The organism is Flavobacterium erigeronis (genome assembly GCF_054075165.1).
Genome location: NZ_JBSKGP010000001.1, coordinates 352,630 through 370,387 on the forward strand (window position 1 = coordinate 352,630; position 17,758 = coordinate 370,387).

The 17,758-nt window shown below is 32.9% G+C and carries 17 protein-coding genes; 11 read left to right on the plus strand and 6 right to left on the minus strand.

Annotated features, from left to right (window positions below):
- The first annotated feature begins 67 nt into the window (after positions 1–67).
- The 8 genes from ruvC (at position 68) to ACWA1F_RS01500 (ending at position 5,323) form a co-directional block, all read left to right on the plus strand.
- Positions 68–622: a crossover junction endodeoxyribonuclease RuvC gene (gene ruvC, locus ACWA1F_RS01465; RefSeq protein WP_125723175.1), complete on the plus strand. Its 555-nt coding sequence runs from the start codon at positions 68–70 to the stop codon at positions 620–622.
- 110 nt (positions 623–732) lie between these two features.
- A complete protein-coding gene (locus ACWA1F_RS01470; protein WP_456891030.1) occupies positions 733–1,110 on the plus strand; it encodes a four helix bundle protein in 378 nt (125 codons plus the stop codon).
- Positions 1,111–1,216: 106 nt separating this feature from the next.
- A complete protein-coding gene (gene hemW, locus ACWA1F_RS01475) occupies positions 1,217–2,368 on the plus strand; it encodes a radical SAM family heme chaperone HemW (protein ID WP_456891032.1) in 1,152 nt (383 codons plus the stop codon).
- 81 nt (positions 2,369–2,449) lie between these two features.
- The gene (locus ACWA1F_RS01480) at positions 2,450–3,220 is read left to right on the plus strand and encodes a cyclase family protein (RefSeq protein ID WP_456891033.1); all 771 of its coding nucleotides are present in this window, start codon (positions 2,450–2,452) and stop codon (positions 3,218–3,220) included.
- A gap of 199 nt (positions 3,221–3,419) precedes the next feature.
- Entirely contained in the window at positions 3,420–3,821 is a 402-nt protein-coding gene (locus ACWA1F_RS01485) for a GNAT family N-acetyltransferase (RefSeq protein WP_456891035.1), read from the plus strand.
- Complete coding sequence (locus ACWA1F_RS01490) at positions 3,818–4,168, plus strand: DUF4260 domain-containing protein (protein ID WP_456891036.1); 351 nt, start codon at positions 3,818–3,820, stop codon at positions 4,166–4,168. The genes ACWA1F_RS01485 and ACWA1F_RS01490 overlap by 4 nt, the downstream gene beginning before the upstream one ends.
- Before the next feature lie 6 nt (positions 4,169–4,174).
- Positions 4,175–4,534 (plus strand): MmcQ/YjbR family DNA-binding protein, encoded by a 360-nt coding sequence (locus ACWA1F_RS01495; protein ID WP_456891037.1) that lies wholly within the window; start codon positions 4,175–4,177, stop codon positions 4,532–4,534.
- A gap of 84 nt (positions 4,535–4,618) precedes the next feature.
- Complete coding sequence (locus ACWA1F_RS01500; RefSeq protein ID WP_456891039.1) at positions 4,619–5,323, plus strand: PH domain-containing protein; 705 nt, start codon at positions 4,619–4,621, stop codon at positions 5,321–5,323.
- Between the two features lie 171 nt (positions 5,324–5,494).
- Here ACWA1F_RS01500 and ACWA1F_RS01505 read toward each other — a convergent pair whose 3' ends face one another.
- Positions 5,495–6,595, minus strand: a complete 1,101-nt coding sequence (locus ACWA1F_RS01505; RefSeq protein ID WP_456891040.1) for a DUF4407 domain-containing protein — start codon at positions 6,593–6,595, stop codon at positions 5,495–5,497.
- A 237-nt stretch (positions 6,596–6,832) separates the two neighbouring features.
- Here ACWA1F_RS01505 and ACWA1F_RS01510 point away from each other — a divergent pair, with 237 nt between their 5' ends.
- Both ACWA1F_RS01510 and ACWA1F_RS01515 read left to right on the plus strand, forming a co-directional pair.
- Positions 6,833–9,643, plus strand: a complete 2,811-nt coding sequence (locus ACWA1F_RS01510) for a TonB-dependent receptor (protein ID WP_456891042.1) — start codon at positions 6,833–6,835, stop codon at positions 9,641–9,643.
- A 77-nt stretch (positions 9,644–9,720) separates the two neighbouring features.
- Positions 9,721–10,779: a phytase gene (locus tag ACWA1F_RS01515; RefSeq protein ID WP_456891044.1), complete on the plus strand. Its 1,059-nt coding sequence runs from the start codon at positions 9,721–9,723 to the stop codon at positions 10,777–10,779.
- Positions 10,780–11,123: 344 nt separating this feature from the next.
- On the opposite strand, the gene ACWA1F_RS01520 is transcribed toward ACWA1F_RS01515, so the two are convergent.
- From ACWA1F_RS01520 to ACWA1F_RS01530, 3 genes are read right to left on the minus strand one after another with little or no spacing between them, the layout of a single operon-like run.
- A complete protein-coding gene (locus tag ACWA1F_RS01520; RefSeq protein WP_456891046.1) occupies positions 11,124–13,787 on the minus strand; it encodes an outer membrane beta-barrel protein in 2,664 nt (887 codons plus the stop codon).
- A 54-nt stretch (positions 13,788–13,841) separates the two neighbouring features.
- Positions 13,842–14,576, minus strand: a complete 735-nt coding sequence (locus ACWA1F_RS01525) for a GLPGLI family protein (protein ID WP_456891048.1) — start codon at positions 14,574–14,576, stop codon at positions 13,842–13,844.
- Between the two features lie 56 nt (positions 14,577–14,632).
- Positions 14,633–14,854 carry a hypothetical protein gene (locus ACWA1F_RS01530; RefSeq protein ID WP_456891050.1) on the minus strand — a complete coding sequence of 74 codons (222 nt, stop codon included), beginning with the start codon at positions 14,852–14,854 and terminating at the stop codon, positions 14,633–14,635.
- 134 nt (positions 14,855–14,988) lie between these two features.
- Here ACWA1F_RS01530 and ACWA1F_RS01535 point away from each other — a divergent pair, with 134 nt between their 5' ends.
- On the plus strand, positions 14,989–15,291 hold the full coding sequence (locus ACWA1F_RS01535) for a helix-turn-helix domain-containing protein (protein ID WP_456891052.1): 303 nt from the start codon (positions 14,989–14,991) through the stop codon (positions 15,289–15,291).
- Positions 15,292–15,344: 53 nt separating this feature from the next.
- On the opposite strand, the gene pckA is transcribed toward ACWA1F_RS01535, so the two are convergent.
- Positions 15,345–16,949, minus strand: a complete 1,605-nt coding sequence (gene pckA / locus ACWA1F_RS01540; protein WP_456891054.1) for a phosphoenolpyruvate carboxykinase (ATP) — start codon at positions 16,947–16,949, stop codon at positions 15,345–15,347.
- A 301-nt stretch (positions 16,950–17,250) separates the two neighbouring features.
- Positions 17,251–17,637, minus strand: coding sequence for a DUF423 domain-containing protein (locus ACWA1F_RS01545; RefSeq protein WP_306155620.1), 387 nt, complete (start codon positions 17,635–17,637; stop codon positions 17,251–17,253).
- Positions 17,638–17,758 lie beyond the last annotated feature (121 nt).

Consider the following 17,758-nt stretch of genomic DNA (forward strand, 5'->3'; position numbering starts at 1 on the left):
ACGGAGAAAATAAAAACTTTGTGAATCTCTGTGGCAGCTTAGCGAAACTTTGTGTAACCAACTAAGAATGACACAAGAACGCATCATATTAGGTATTGACCCCGGAACCACAATTATGGGTTTTGGATTAATAAAAGTCACCAATAAAAAAATGGAATTTTTGCAGTTAAATGAATTGCAGCTTTCCAAATACGATAATCATTACCAAAAATTAAGAATCATTTTCGAAAGAACAATCGAATTAATTGAAACGCATTGCCCAGACGAAATCGCAATTGAAGCGCCTTTCTTTGGTAAAAACGTACAGTCAATGCTGAAATTGGGTCGTGCGCAAGGCGTTGCAATGGCCGCAGGACTTTCGCGAGGAATTCCGATTACAGAATACGAACCTAAGAAGATAAAAATGGCGATTACCGGAAATGGAAATGCCAGCAAAGAACAGGTTGCCAAAATGCTTCAGCAGCTTTTAGGCTTAAAAGAATTACCCAAAAATCTGGATTCAACCGATGGTTTGGCGGCTGCAGTTTGCCATCACTTTAATTCTGGAAAAGTGGTCGCTGGTAAAAGTTATTCAGGTTGGGACGCATTTGTTAAACAAAATGAGGATAGAGTTAAAAAGTAGTGATCAGTGGTCAGTTTTTTAGTGATCAGTTTTCTAATAATCTGCAATTAATTTTTGTAAGTTTTTTCTTTTTAAAATTAAATACTTTATCTTTGTCTTTAAAAAAGTAAATGAGATTTCAAGATTTATTAGCTTATAAAAAGTCATTTTCTCTAGCAATGAAAATATTTAATATTACAAAACAGTTTCCAAAAGAAGAAACTTATTCATTAACTGACCAAATTAGACGTTCATCAAGGAGTGTTCCTGTAACTATTGCAGAAGCTTACAGAAAAAGAATATATCCAAAACATTTTTATAGTAAATTAACTGATTCAGATGGAGAAAACTCAGAGACACAAGTGTGGCTAGAATTTGCTCTTGCCTGTAAATATATTTCAATTGAATTATATCAAGAACTTTTAAATGAAAGTATTGAAATAGGGAAACTAATAAATTATATGCTTTTAAATCCAGGGAAGTTTGGAGTAAAAGTTAGTGATCAGTGATCAGTTTTTTAGTGTTCAATTACAACTTATACTGATTACTAAAAATCTGATCACTAAACACTAATTAAACTGATCACTAAAAACCTGACCACTGAACACTAAAAAAATGAGCGGCATCTACATTCACATACCATTTTGCAAGCAGGCTTGCCATTACTGCGATTTTCATTTTTCGACTTCGATGAAGAAGAAAGATGAGATGGTTTTGGCATTGGCTAAAGAAATTGCGATGCGTAAAAATGAGCTCTTCGACTCCGCTCAGAGTGACAATGCAGTTGAAACAATATATTTTGGAGGCGGAACACCTTCTGTTCTTAGTAATGAAGAAATTAACTTCTTGATTTCTGAAGTTTATAAAAATTATAAAATTGCCGAAAATCCAGAAATTACGCTCGAAGCCAATCCAGATGATTTGTCTGCTGAACGCATTTTAGAATTATCAAAAAGTCCGATAAACCGGTTGAGTATCGGAATTCAGTCTTTTTATGAGGCCGATTTGAAGATGATGAATCGCGCTCATAACTCGGCGGAAGCCAAAAAATGTTTGGAAGAAGCGACCAAATATTTTGATAATATTTCGTTGGATTTGATTTACGGAATTCCGGGTTTAACTGATGAAATGTGGAGACAAAATATTCAAACAGCTTTGGATTTCGGCATTCCGCATATTTCGAGTTATGCTTTGACGGTCGAACCAAAAACAGCTTTGAGCAAATTAATCCAAACCGGAAAAATTGCTGAACCTCAAGATGAAGTGGCTTCCAATCATTTTACTATTTTGGTTGAAATGCTTCAAAACAACGGTTTTATTCATTACGAATTATCGAATTTTGGAAAAGAAAATTATTTCTCCAAAAATAATTCGGCTTATTGGCTAGGCAAAAAATATATCGGAATTGGTCCATCTGCACATAGTTATGATGGCGAAAAACGAGGGTGGAATATTGCTAATAATTCACTTTATTTAAAAGCAATTCAAAACGATGAACTTCCATTAGAAACAGAAACCTTAACTATGTCTGACCGTTATAATGAATATATTATGACGGGTTTACGAACGATTTGGGGCGTTTCTCTGGAAAGAATTGAAAAGGAATTTGGAATCGAATATTTGAATTATCTTAAAAAGCAATCTCAAAAATTCTTAAACGATGATTTGCTTTCAATCGAAAACAATATCTTGAAACCAACTTTAAAAGGAAAATTTCTAACGGATGGAATTGCTTCAGATTTATTTTATCTAAATTTGGAAGAGTAAAGAATTAGCCACGAAGGCACAAAGGCACAAATTAATTTAAACTTTGTGACTTAGCGTCTTTGCGGCATAAAACCCAAATTTGTGTTAGCAACAATCAACAACTTCGAAATAGACTTATCAAAACCCATTGATATCTCAATTCCATTAACGAATACAGATGAAAATCCGATTGCTTGGTATATTGAGAAACCTGTAATTGAACCCGTCGTTTTCGGCGATTGGATTGGGAAAGTTTCGGAAGGAAAATCATCGACGAATTTTAATAATATTTTCTTCAATCCGCATGGGCATGGAACGCATACGGAATGTTTGGGGCATATTACCAATGATTTTTACAGCATTAATCAGTCTTTAAAACAGTTTTTCTTTTTTGCGAAATTGATTACGGTTGAACCTGAAAAAGAAGGTGAAGATTTTGTGATTACGAAGGAACAAGTTCAAAAAGCGTTTAGCACTTCGACTCCGCTCAGTGTGACAAAACCACAAGCGATTATTATTCGAACAATTCCAAATTCAAAAGACAAAAAATCAAGAAAATATTCGAATACAAATCCGCCGTATCTTTCTGAAGAAGCCGCGATTTTCATCCGCGAAAGCGAAATTCAACATTTATTGATCGATTTGCCAAGTGTTGACAAAGAGCATGATGAAGGAAAATTATTGGCGCATAAAGCGTTTTGGAATGTAAAAGACACACACAATTTAAATTCAGATGCGAGATTAAATGCAACAATTACTGAAATGATTTATGTTCCAGATGAAATCGAAGACGGAGATTATATCCTAAATTTACAGATCGCTTCTTTTGAAAACGACGCAAGTCCAAGCAAACCTATACTATACAAGATTTAAAAAGTTAGCCACGACCCGAGCGATAGCGAACAGGCGAAGCAATTGCACGAATTTGCACGAATTTTATTTTAATTATTTTCTGCCACAGATTAAAGGATTAAAATAATTAAAAAAATCTGTGAAAATCTTTTAATCTGTGGCTAAATAAAAAAAGAAATTAGAGTAATTAGTGAAATTCGTGGCAAAAAAACTCAACGAAATGATAGAAGTATCGACAGATAAAACAAAACTTGATGTTCCTTTTATACAGAACTTTTTGAAGGATATTTATTGGGCAGCGGGGCGAACGATGGACGAAGTACAACGCACGATTGATGCTTCATTTTGTTTTGGAATTTACCTTGACAACAAACAAATTGGTTTTGCACGCGTAATAACTGATTATGTCGTTTTTGCTTATTTAATGGATGTTTTTATTGATGAAGAACATCGAGGAAAAGGCTATTCGTCAATGCTAATCGATGCGATGATGAAAGAACCACAATTGCAAGAAGTCAAAATTTGGCGTTTGGCAACAACCGATGCGCACTTTTTATACGAGAAATTCGGATTTACTAAATTAGCGCATCCTGAAAAAATGATGGAAAAAGTAATCAAATGAAAACAGTTTTAAAACTCGAAGAAGCCGCTTTATTTATTCTTGGAATCTTTCTTTTTAACCGTCTAAATTATGAATGGTGGTGGTTTCTGGCTTTAATTTTAGCTCCCGATTTATCGATGATTGGTTATGCATTTGGCAACAAAACTGGCGCATTAATTTATAATATCTTCCATCACAAAGGAATTGCGCTTTTAGCTTATGCAGCAGGATGTTATTTGAATATTGAAATTATGCAGTTAGCCGGAATTATTTTATTTTCACATTCGGCAATGGATCGAATTTTTGGTTACGGCCTTAAATACGAAAAAGGCTTTAAATACACGCATTTGGGCGAAATCGGTAAATAAATAATTATGAATTTAGAAACGTTTTACGAATATTGTCTCTCGAAAAAAGGTGTCAGCGAACACTTTCCTTTTGATGAAGATACTCTGGTGTTTAAAGTGGGCGGAAAAATGTTTGCTTTGTCTTCACTTTCTCAATGGGAAAAAAACGAGCAATCGGTCAATTTAAAATGTGATCCCGAGCGCGCGCAAGAACTAAGAGCCGAATATGACGAAATAAAACCAGGTTTTCACATGAGTAAAGTGCATTGGAATACGGTGGCTTTAAACGGAAATCTTCCTGATAAATTTGTCAAAGAACTCATCGACCATTCTTACGAATTAGTTTTCAAAAGCTTAACGAAGAAAATTCAAAATGAAATTACTTAATTAAAAAATTAGGCATTACATTTGTAGCGTCAGTAAAAAAAACTTAGCCGCTCAGCAGCTTAGAAACTTAGCACTTAACAAGCAATGAAAGAACAATTTAAAAAGTTTTTAAACGAAGAACAAGATCCAAAAGCGATTGAAAAAATCACTTCGAAACTTACCGATTTATTAATGAAAGGTGAAGAAGTTGGATATATAGCAGTGCAAAAAAAGCCTGCAATTACTGTTTTTCCAGATAGTATTGTATTAACAAACAAACGTATCATTATCTGTAAGCCTAAAAATTTAGGTCTTTCTATGGATTTTACAGATTATACTTGGGACGATGTTGCAAGCACTTTTGTGAAAGAAAATATTTTAGGTTCTGAGTTTTCTTTTGGAACTAAAACTGATTTAGCGGTTTCTATTGATTATATTCCGAAAATTCAGGCTAGAAAAATTTATACTTATGCTAAAGAGCAATTGGATTTATTGAAAAATCCAGTTCAAACTGCAGTTCCTGTTCAGGAAATTGTAGAAGAAGCAGAACCAGAAATCGAGGAAGTTGAAGAAGTAGAAACAGAAGAAGTAACGAGTTTTGCTGAAATTTTGCCTGCTGCTCCAGTTTATGAAACTTACGAACAAATTACACCTCAGGCACCTGCTCCGACAGGAGATCGTAAATTAAGCGAATTATCTAAAGAAGAACTTTTTGATAAATTGCAGAATTATAAAAAGCTTCTTGATAATGGTTTGATTATGCAAGGAGAATATGATGCTTATAAGAAAGAGATTTTGAGCTATATGTAAAACTTAACCGCAAAGGTCGCAAGGATTTACGCAAGGTTCGCAAAAATAAATAGCCACAGATTAATAGATTTAAAGGATTTTTATAATCCCAATAATCATTTAATCTGTGGCTAAAATTTTTAAATTGTAGCGTGCTTTGCGTAAATCTTTGCGAACCTTGCGGTTAAATTCTTAAAGCGTTGCTTTCTGCTTCTCTACAAACTTATGCGATTGCAATTCCAGCAATTCCTTTGCGTTTTTTCGCTGTAAATCGTACAGACTTTTATCTTCTGCAATATCAGCATAAACTCTATCGTGCATTTCAGCACTAGTTTTAACCAATAAATCTCTTTGATATTTGTTTTGCGCTAAAGTCGCTTTCATCGCGGTTTCGGCTTCTTCTTGCTTAAAATCGAATTCTCCTTTTGGCGCTAATAATTTGGCAATAATTGGCGACGTTTCAATTGCCAGAAACAAGAGCATAATGAAGAAAGACGGAAGCCAAGGCAATTTATTCAACGCATTGATACGCGCCATTAATCCGTCGAAACCTTCTATGATGGGCTGTGTCTGCGAAACTTTTTTATCTAAATCGGCTTGAAGCTGTTTCCCCGCTTTTTCTTTTTCGGCAATTTTGGCTTCGTTAGTCGTTTTTAATGTTTCGTACTCTTTAAGTGCCGCATCATGTTTTTCGCGTTTTTCTTTATAAACTGGGCCTTTTCCTAGTTTTTTAGTTCCGGCTGTTCCTTCGGCTTCTGTAATATAAGTAGAATACAAAGCGTTTACTTCTTTTTCTTTCTTAACTATATCAGCTTTTAGTCCTGCGATTTCAGCTTTATTTTTATCTAAATCTGTTTTGAAATAAGTTCCGATTTGCTTCTTATTTGCCAATTCCATTTCATTTTTTTCCTTCAATAAAACGGTATTGATTTCTTTTTCGAAAATTTTAATTTCTAAAGGTTTTGAAATTACAATCGCAATAATAATAGCCAAAGCAATACGTGGAGTCGCCTGCAGGAATTCATCCATAAAACGATCTCTTTTTTTAATGGTAGAAACGATAAATCGGTCTAGATTAAAAATCAATAAACTCCATACAAATCCAAAAATCAAAGCGGGATAAATAGAATCGAAAACGGTAAAAAGCGCATAAGCACTGGCTAAAAAAGCCATAACTGCTGTAAAGAAAACCGTGGCGCCAATACCAACATATTTGGTTTGCTCGCCTTCTGAGCAGTCTTTCAGGATGTCTCGGTCGACTCCTGAACATAGGATAAAAAATTGTTTTAACATGATTGATGATTTTTGATTAATGATGATACGGCAAATTTAACGCCAAATTTTCAATTACAATCAAAATATCATTTTCTTTTTACTTGTGAATCAATTATTTGATGGCTTGTATGTTATTTAAAGATTACTAAAATCTAAAATTATGTGGCTAATCATAACACTATGTTAATTTTTTTTGAAGGCTTTATTAATACATGAGGTTTAGCTTCGCAACCGAAATCAAACTAAACACACACAATGAAAAAATTCTATTTACTAACCTTATTCTTTTTATTCGCCTTTACAGGATTTGCTCAGAAGGCCATTATATCTGGAAAGATATTAGATGCCGACGACAAACTGCCTCTTCCTGGAGCTATGGTTCAAATTGTAGGTGAGAAAAAATATACCGTTTCTGACTACAACGGTCGTTTTGAATTATTAAATATTAATGAAGGAACTTACAAAGTTGAAGTAAAATATATTGGTTATACTTCTTTAACTCAAGAAATAAAAGTAGAATCAGGAAAAAACAACGTAATTGACTTTTCTCTTAAGGCTTCTGAAAATGAGCTGAAAGAAGTTGTTGTTGGAGATATCGTAAAAGGTCAGGCAAAAGCACTGAATCAGCAAAAAAACAATAAAAACATTGGAAACGTTATTTCATCTGACCAAATGGGACGTTTTCCAGATGCTAACGTGGGAGACGCTTTAAAACGCGTGCCTGGTATCACGATGCAGAATGACCAAGGTGAAGCTAGAAATATCATTATTAGAGGTTTGGCTCCGTCTTTAAACTCTGTAACTTTAAATGGAGATAGAATTCCTTCTGCAGAAGGAGATAATAGAAACGTTCAAATGGACTTGATTCCATCTGATATGATTTCGACAATCGAAGTAAACAAAACCCTTACCTCTGATATGGATGCCGATGCAATTGGAGGTTCTGTAAACTTAATTACTAGAGCAACTCCAAACGGAGAAAGAATTTCTGCAACTCTTGCGGGAGGTTATTTACCAATTCGCGACCATGCTTCTTACACTGCAGGTTTAGTATACGGTAACCGATTTGCTAATGATAAATTAGGAGTTGTTTTCAGCGGATCTTACAACAATGTAGATTACGGTTCTGATAATATCGAAAACGAATGGGTAAAAGATGAATTCGGAAATGATTATCTGCAAGCTTCTGAAATTAGAAAATATGATGTACAGCGTATTCGTAGAAGTGCTTCTTTGGCTTTTGATTATAAATTCAACGAAAACAATACGATTTTTGCAAACGCAATCTACAACTGGAGAGACGATAGAGAAAACCGTTTCAGAACCACTTATGATGATATTGAACCAATTTACAATGGCGAAGAAATTACAGGTTTTGAAGGCCGTGTAAAACGTCAGACTAAAGGTGGTGTTGATAATAATAGGAACAAAAACAGAAGATTAGAAGACCAAAGAGTGCAAAATTACTCTATTCGTGGAGAACACTTAATCAACTCAACTTTAGATTTAGACTGGTCTGCAAACTACGCAAAAGCAAGAGAGTATCGTCCGCAAGAGCGTTATATCGAATACCGCCAGAAAGGTTTAGAAATGTTTCAAGATTTATCTGATATCAGATTTCCGCTTATCACAACTGTAGGAGAATCTGTTGACGAATTTGAATTTGATTCTGTTACTGAAAATACAGACGAAACAAGCGAAAGCGAATTTGGTGCAAAAGTTAATATCCGTTTCCCTTTCTCTGTTATTGCTGGAGAAAAAGGAAGATTGAGAACAGGTCTTAGACTTCGTTTGAAAGAAAAAGAAAGAAACAATATGTTCTATTCTTACACTCCGATCAATGACGATATGGAATTATTATCGCAAGTTCCGACAAGTTATTATGACGGAAGAGATTTTAATCCGGGAAGTAAATATGTGCCAGGAACGTTTGCATCTGCTAATTTCTTAGGAAGTTTAGATTTAAACAATGCCTCTTTATTCGAAAAAGAAACAGATCCAGCAGAATATTTAGCCGTAAACTACAATGCAAAAGAAAGAATCACTGCAGCTTATGTAAGATGGGATCAGGATTTTAATGATAAACTTTCTATGGTTTTAGGTTTCCGTGTGGAGAATACGCATATTGATTATACAGGAAACCGTGTACTTGACGAAGAAGAATTAGAGAGCAAAATCAACAACACGAACTCGTACACTAATTTATTGCCAAGTATCTCATTACAGTACAACGCAACAAAAGATTTAATTTTAAGAGCTGCTGCTACAACGGCTTTGGCAAGACCTAACTATTATGCTTTAGCTCCTTATGTAAACAATATTGCTGCAGATAAAGAAATTACAGCTGGAAATCCAGATCTTAAAGCTACGTATTCATACAATTATGATTTCATGGCAGAGAACTATTTTAAATCTGTTGGTTTAATTTCTGGAGGTGTTTTCTACAAAAGACTAAATGATTTTATCTACAACTATAGCGACAACCAATATGATGCTGCAAAATTTGCTGCAGATTTCCCAAATCAGATAAACCCAATTCCAGCGGGAGAAAACTGGTCATTCTTACAATCAAGAAATGGAGAAAATGTTGATGTTTACGGATTTGAGGTTGCATTCCAGCGTCAGTTAGATTTCTTACCTGGGAAATTCTTAAAAGGTTTTGGTATCTATTTGAACTATACATACACGCAATCTAAAGCAAAAGGAATTGCCGATGAAGACGGAAATGAAAGAAATGACATCAGTCTTCCAGGTACAACTCCACACATGTTTAACGGATCTCTTTCTTGGGAAAACAAACGTTTCTCTGCTAGAATCTCGACTAACTTTACCTCTGATTACTTAGACGAATTAGGTTCTGAGTCTTACAAAGACAGTTATTATGACAAACAATTTTTCTTAGATGCAAATGCTTCTTATAAAATCACAAAACAATTACGTGTTTTTGCTGAAGCTAACAACTTAACAAACCAGCCTTTACGTTACTATCAAGGTGTAGCTGACCATACTAAACAGGCAGAATATTACCAAGCTCGTTTTAATCTAGGATTGAAATTAGACTTATAAAATACAATTTTTTAAAATTCTTACATTAGACAGAGTTTTTAAGGCTCTGTCTAATTGCATTAAAATATATTATTAAAATGAAAAATAAATCTATATTGTCATTTTTACTTTTAAGCGTTTTATTCATCGCTTGTAAAGACGATAAATTAGCTCCAGTTCAGCCAAACGCTGTAAAACCGACAGCAGTAACAGAAGCTTTGCCACACGATACAGACGATCCTTCAATCTGGATACATCCAACAGATCCTTCAAAAAGCATTATAGTTGGAACAGATAAAGATTCAGATGGCGGTTTGTATGCTTTTGATTTGAATGGAAAAATCCTTAAAAAATCAATTCCGTTAAAGCGTCCAAACAATGTTGATATCGCTTACGGATTGATTATTGATGGAAAAAAAGTAGACGTAGCGGTTACAACTGAAAGAGAAGAAAACAAAATCAGAATTTTTAGCTTACCTGATTTAGAGCCAATTGATAACGGCGGAATTCCAGTTTTTGAAGGAGAAGCACAACGCGACCCAATGGGAGTTTCTTTGTACACTCGCCCAAGCGATCAAAAGATTTTTGCTATTGTAGGAAGAAAAACAGGGCCTTCTGGAAGTTATTTATGGCAGTATGAACTTTCTGGAAACGGAAAATTCGCAGCAGCAAAAGTAGTTCGCAAATTCGGAACTTACAGCGGTAAAAAAGAAATCGAAGCGATTGCGGTTGACAACGAATTAGGTTTTGTGTACTATTGCGACGAGCAAGTTGGAATTAGAAAATACAAAGCAGATCCAGCTTTAAACGATAATAAAGAATTAGCATTCTTCGGTCAAAAAGATTTTAAAGCAGATCACGAAGGAATTGCGATTTACAAAAAAACAGATTCAACTGGATACATTTTAGTATCGAATCAGCAGGCAAATTCTTTTATGGTATATCCGAGAGAAGGTGCAAAAGGCAATCCAAACAATCACCCGTTGTTGGCTGAAGTTCCAACTTCTACAATCGAATGCGACGGTGCAGATGTAACAAGTGTTAATCTTGGCGGAGCTTACAAAAACGGACTTTTCGTAGCAATGAGTAACGGAATGACTTTCCATTATTACGCTTGGGATTTAATTCAAAAACGCATAGACGAAGCAAAGAAATAAAGATTCAGTGTTGATTTGAAATTGCAGGTTTTCAGTCCTTTCCTTTAAACTGTGACTGAAAACTGCGTTTCAATGATGATTCTTTCACAAAAACACACAAAGTAAAAAACGCAAAGGTTCGCAAAGTATTTTTTTAATCTTTGCGAACCTTTGCGTAAATCTTTGCGGTAAAATTTTGATGCTGAAAGATGTTAGTATTGTCAGACTGAGCGGAGTCGAAGCCCCGTTCCAATTGGAGCGCCCTTCGACTTCGCTCAGGGTGACATAAAGAACTGCATTCTAAACTGAAATCTAAAAAACTGAGCACTGATCACTAAAAAAAAAGCTGTTTAAAACGATTAGTTTTATAATTTATATGTCAGCGAAAACATCAATACTCTTGGCAAAATATAAGTCGCTTGCTGACTAATTATATAATCTGAAAAAAAGTAGCTGTTCTTTTTCTGTACATTAAATACGTTGTTACAAATCAATTCCAAACCAAGTGAGCTATTTTTTCTTTGGTATCTCAACGCCATATTAGTTATCTCATGAAAATTATTTTCATTATTAGAATTGGAATTTTTTAGATATTGATAATCTATTTTACAGTTCCAAAAACTTAAAAAATCATAATCAAAAATGCCACTTATCGTATCTGACCAATAATTAGATTTTGTTAGTCCGCTAAAATGATCAAATCCTTTTTCATACCCAAAACTAAAATTAGGCCATTTTTTAAAGGTCATTTTTAGTATTAATCCTGCATTTTTTTTGTTTCTAGTATTCAATGTCAAAACATTGTTCAGCATTTGATAATAACTAAGCCAATTAACATTTGCATTTAATTTCAAATCAAATTTGTATATTTTTTTTGTAAATGCTCCTGTAAAGAAAATAGTGTTTTCAGGATTATTTGTCCAGACTGGTGTATTGTATTGATTAATATCTTCTACTACCACTTCATTTCTAATCGTTTCTGTCTTTTTAGTGTAACTAAAAAATCCATTCCAGAAAATACCTTTATACATATTCATCTTTGTATATAGTAAACTAAAAGAGTGGTATCTAGTATTTTCCAACATCTCATTTCCTTTATAGATAAGATTATATGTTTGAAGAGTATAGCGGCTGGACAAAGCATTAATTTCAGGAAAATTTGTTTCCAATTTGTAACTAAATGTTAATTTTTCTGATTGATTAAATTCGTAATCGCTATTCCATTGAGGTTGAAAAAGATATTTTGAGAATCCATAATCATTGTCTATCTGGTTGTTTTTAAGTTTATAAAAATGATAATATAAACCCGCTTTATTAGTCCATTTACCGATTTTAAATTTATATTCTAAACCATAAAAAATGTCAGTAAATCGATATTTTGTTTTATTTCCAAACCCTGATTTATCAAAATCATTAATTATGTAATCACTTAAAATTTGTTTTTCTGATGTTTCAAAATGTGAGTTCTCAAACGTCACACCGATATTTGTATATAAATGATTACGATTATTTATTATCCAATAATGTTTAAAAACCCCATCAATCGTGTTTGTTTTTAATTCCTTTAATTGTTCAATTTTATAATCTATATCTTCTTGCAGCGGAATTAACCCTATGAAAAAAGGTTTATTTGTCAACCATTGCTTTTTCGGTTTATTATTTTCATACATCTGATTAAAAACAAATGTCGTAGTATGAGCCAAGTTATAATTTTTATGCCATTCTAAATATTGCTTGTAAGAAACATTATTTTCATTATTTATTGTTTTAAATAGGTTTGAATTTGTATTTGAAATCGATTCTAATATGCTGTTTAAATCATTAGTTCCAGATTGAAATTGTGTATTATAAAACAACTTTTGATTTTTGTCTGGAGTATAATCCAATTTTAGATTACTCACATTTAGATTACTCAAGCTACGATTAGCTTCTATCTTATTCTCAAAAGTCTGATTAATATTTTCTAAATATTCATTTTGCGTGTATTTTTTTGTTTCTCTAAAAACTTCTGAAAAAATAGTAAAAGCTGAGACACATAATTTTTCGGAAGGATTAAAACTAATGTTTATTGCTTCAAACTGCGATTTGTTTTCCACAACATCTGTATTGTCTTTTGTAAGTGAATATAAACTATTGGCTGTTTTCCTTTTTATAATATAATTGCTCCAGCTGTTTGTAAATCTTCTTAAATCACTATAGGTAAAAGTGCTTTTTCCAATATTATTGACATCACCTATAAAACTGATATTTAATTTTTTAGAATAATAGAACAACCCCGAATGCAGCAGATTCGATTTATCTACTCCTATACCAAGCCCTGCTTCTATATCTCCAAAAACAAATTTCTTTTTATCTTCTTTTAGCTTAACATTCATTGCCAAATCTTCGCTATCAGAAACTTTTTTCATAAAACCGACTTCATTAAAATTATCTATGACTTCAATTTTATCAAGGGCATCTGCTGGAATATTTTCCACAGCCAATTTAGATCCTCCACCAAAAAAAGGCTTTCCTTCAACCAGCATTTGGGTAACTTTTTTACCTTGAACGGTTACAGTTCCATCTTTATCAACTTCAACTCCGGGAAGTTTTTCAAGAATTTCTTTCATTTTGCGTTCGTTACCGTTTGCAAAACTTTTTACATTAAAGGTTAGGGTGTCTTTTTTTATTTCAATAGCCTTATATTCATGTTTTATAACAATTTCTCTCAGATTTTCTCCGCTTGGTTTAAGTATAAAATCATGTGTTAGATTCTCTAAGTTAGATTTAACAACAAATAACTCATCTATAAAACCAATATATGAAGCGTTAATCTCGTAATCTACACCATTTTCTAATTCTAATCTATAACGGCCTTTATGATCAGTAATCGCAAATTTTAAACTTGCTTTTTCTTGTAAAGGTTTAGCGATAATATTAGCCAATTCTAAATTAACATTTGTATTCGAAGAAACCACACCTGTTATTGTATGGTGGGTTTGGGCAGTAGTAATTATAGAAAATAAGAAGAAAATTATATTTTTAATCATTTGTAGATTTTACACCGTTTACACGAGTATTAAAGATTAACTGGGTGAAAGCCTTTAAAACTTATCTCCGGGTTTTATAAATCCATTAGTAGAATTTCTGTTTTTATAGACTGTCATTATCTTTTCATCTAATTGCTCTTGATTAATAATCGGATAATCTTTTGGCTGCCCTATAACAGGTGGCTTAGGCAAATTGAGATCAATTTTTTTAACGCCATAAACAACATTTCTTACCTGAAGTTCTAGAATTAAGCCTGGTAGATTACCATAACCATTAGGCCCAAAAGAAATTGGAATTTTTGGGCAATACCAGGCAATAACTGGAAAAACAAAATTTCCTTTGCCATTATTTACTTTTTTTGTAGAAGTAGCTTTATAACACACAAAACCTTCAATTTCTTTTGTTTCGTTTTCTAGCACCCAGTCTTTAACAGCATCTGTTTTTAGCAAATAATTACCAAAACCATAGACTGCACAAAGCGAAAAATCTTTGTTTTGATAAACTTCGTTCATGTAACCAGCAGTTACTTTTGACATAAAAACATCTTGACTTCCTAATCCTAAGCCCTCATTAGAAGAAAAAACAGCATTTTCTTTATCAAACAATAAAGTGAAACTTAAGTATTGTGCATTATTAATTGATTCCCTATAGGAATTTTCTATTACGCCTCCTTTCAAAGCCTCAATCATTTCGATTGTAACTCCGTATTCAATTTTACCATTTTGAACTTGTGCAAAAGAATTTAAAGCATTAAGCAGTATAGTAATTACAATTATTCTATTTATCATAAATATGTTTTTGAAAAAAATGGGTTTTCTCCTATAGTGAAAACCCATTTTAGTTATTATCCTCTCATACAAGAGCCCCATGCACCCGCTCCATAAAAATAAGATGTCCAGTAACCGCATCCATTCGACATACATTCATCGAATGCAGCTTCTTGATCTTGCATACAGTTATAGAAAATGATAGTTTTAACTTGAAGCTTTTTAACTTCTAGATTATTAGCGGAAGCCACAGTTCCAAATCCTACTACAGCAAAAACTGTAAATAATAATTTTTTCATAAATTTAAATTTGTAATATTAATACTATTTTTTTAATATTACAAAGATGTATTTATGTTCTTTTTCTTACTATATTAATATAGAATATAATTTATTCTGTTTTTAACTAATTATTCCCAATAAACCTTTTAATTATGCCAGTAGGATTTAAAATCAAAAAATTGAGAGAAGAAAATAATTTATCTCAAAGCTTATTAGCCGATCAATTAGGAATATCACAAAGTGAATTGTCAAAAATTGAAAATGGAAGGACAAAAAAAATTGATATTTATCTGATGATTAAAATTTGTAAATGTTTCAACAAATCATTAGACTTCTTTACCCCTGAAAAAAGATTAGAAAAAGAAGTGGAAAATTTTAATATTGAAATTTCTTCTGGTATAGTAATGGATGAACTAAAAAAAATAATTACTGAGTTTCAAAAGAAAAATAAATAATAAAAAAAGCTGTTCATCTCTGAACAGCTTTTTTATTGAATCAATAATTCCTTTTATTCTGTAATTGGCGCTCCTGCTAAGATTTCAGCGTTGGCAAACTCTTCAAATTTGGCGAAATTAGCTTTGAATTTATGTGCTAATTCCAACGCTTTTTTATCGTATAAATCTTTGTCTTCCCAAGTATTTCTAGGATTTAGAATTTCTTCTGGAACATTCGGACAAGATTGTGGTTGTGCAATTCCAAATACTTTGTGATCTACAAATTCTACATTATCCAATTCTCCTTTTAATGCAGCAGTAATCATAGCACGAGTAAATTTCAATTTCATACGGCTTCCTGTTCCGTAAGCTCCGCCAGTCCATCCTGTATTGATTAACCAAACTTTTACGCCAGCATCTTTCATTTTTTTGCTTAACATTTCAGCATATCTTGTTGGGTGCAAAGGCATGAATGGCGCTCCAAAACAAGCAGAGAAATTAGGCTGAGGCTCTGTCACACCAGCTTCTGTACCCGCAACTTTTGCCGTATATCCAGAAATAAAGTGGTAAGCCGCCTGACCTGGAGTTAGTTTTGAGATTGGAGGCAAAATTCCGAAAGAATCTGCCGTTAAGAAAAATATATTTTTAGGATTGTGTCCAACCAAACCTGGCTGCACATTATCAATATGCGTTATTGGATAACTTACACGAGTATTTTGAGTGATCGAAACATCATCATAATCTACTTCATTTGTTCCTGCTTTAAAAACCACATTTTCTAAAAGCGCTCCTTTTTTAATTGCTCTAAAAATGTCTGGTTCATTTTCTTCAGTTAAATTAATAACTTTTGCATAACAGCCGCCTTCAAAGTTGAAAACCGTATTTTCGTTTGTCCATCCGTGCTCATCGTCTCCGATCAATTTACGCTCTGGATCTGCAGATAAAGTTGTTTTTCCAGTACCAGATAATCCGAAGAAAATTGCTGTATCTCCTGCTTCACCAACATTGGCGCTACAGTGCATTGGAAGTGTATTTTTGAAAACTGGAAGAATAAAGTTCAAGGCAGAAAAAATTCCTTTTTTCATTTCTCCTGTGTAACCTGTTCCTCCTATTAAAGCGATTTTTCTAGTAAAATCTAAAATAGCGAAGTTAGATTGTCTTGTTCCGTCTACGGCAGGATCTGCCATAAAACTTGGAGCACAAACTACTGTCCATTCTGGAGTAAAATTAGCCAATTCTGACTCTTCTGGACGTAAGAACATATTGTAGCAGAACAAATTTGACCAAGCTGTTTCTGTTACAACACGAACATTCAATCTGTAATTTGGATCAGAACACACATAAGAATCACGAACAAAAACTTCTTTGTCTGATAAAAATGCTGTCACCTTATTATAAAGCTTTTCAAAAGCTTGTGGTTCAAACGGGATATTTACATTTCCCCACCAAACTTGATCTTTAGTAATATCATCTTTTACGATAAAACGATCTTGTGGAGAACGACCTGTAAATTCACCTGTATTAATTGCTAAAGCTCCAGTAGAATTCTCAACACCTTGTCCTGACTGCAAAGTAATCGCATGTAATTCATCTGCAGATAGTTGATAACGAACTTTTGCATTTTCAATTCCTAACTCTTTTAACGAAATCGATTGCGCGAAAACTGTATTAGTGTCCATAAATTTTTAAGTTGTGTGTGATTTTTTGTTTAAAGCAAAATTACAGATTAATTCTTATTCCTTTTAAAATACTTAAATTTCACTTTAATTAATGTCAAAAAAGAGAAATTTTACTTTAAAAATTACAAAAAGAAAAAAATAACCGCTCCTAATTTGTTTATTTACAACCTAATGCGTGATTTTGTTATATTATTTTTGTTTAACAATAGAAAATACAAAAAAGTCACACAAATAAAGTTATATGTTATTTATGTGACAAAATTAAAGATTAATTCTTAGACAGAATTTTTTTTTCGGGATTTTATGATTTTCGCTTCAAAATCGTAAAGAATAATAGCGTCCAAGCAATAATTAATAGAAAACCACCCACTGGAGTTGCGAATACTATAATTTTGGAATAGAATAAAGTGTAGTCTTTTGTTGCCACCAAATAGATAGATCCGCTAAAAAGAACAACACCAGCAACTACGAAATTGTAGATTGCTTTTAAGGTCTTTTCTGCAATTTCTTTTTGGGTCGATAAAAAAAGAAGAAATAGAGCATGATACATTTGGTAACGAACACCAACTTCAAAAGTATTTAACTGATCTACCGAAAGGTATTTTTTCAATAAATGAGCGCCAAAAGCACCCAAAATAATAGCTAACATACCAATAAAAGCTCCAGTCAGAACGATTCTTCTTTTCATAATATATCTCTTTTGAAATTTGAAGCAAAAATACTTCAAACGAACTGAAAAACCGCCTAACTTATTCGATTATTTAGAACAAAAGCAGATTATTTTCTGTTATAATTCAAAAAATAAATTC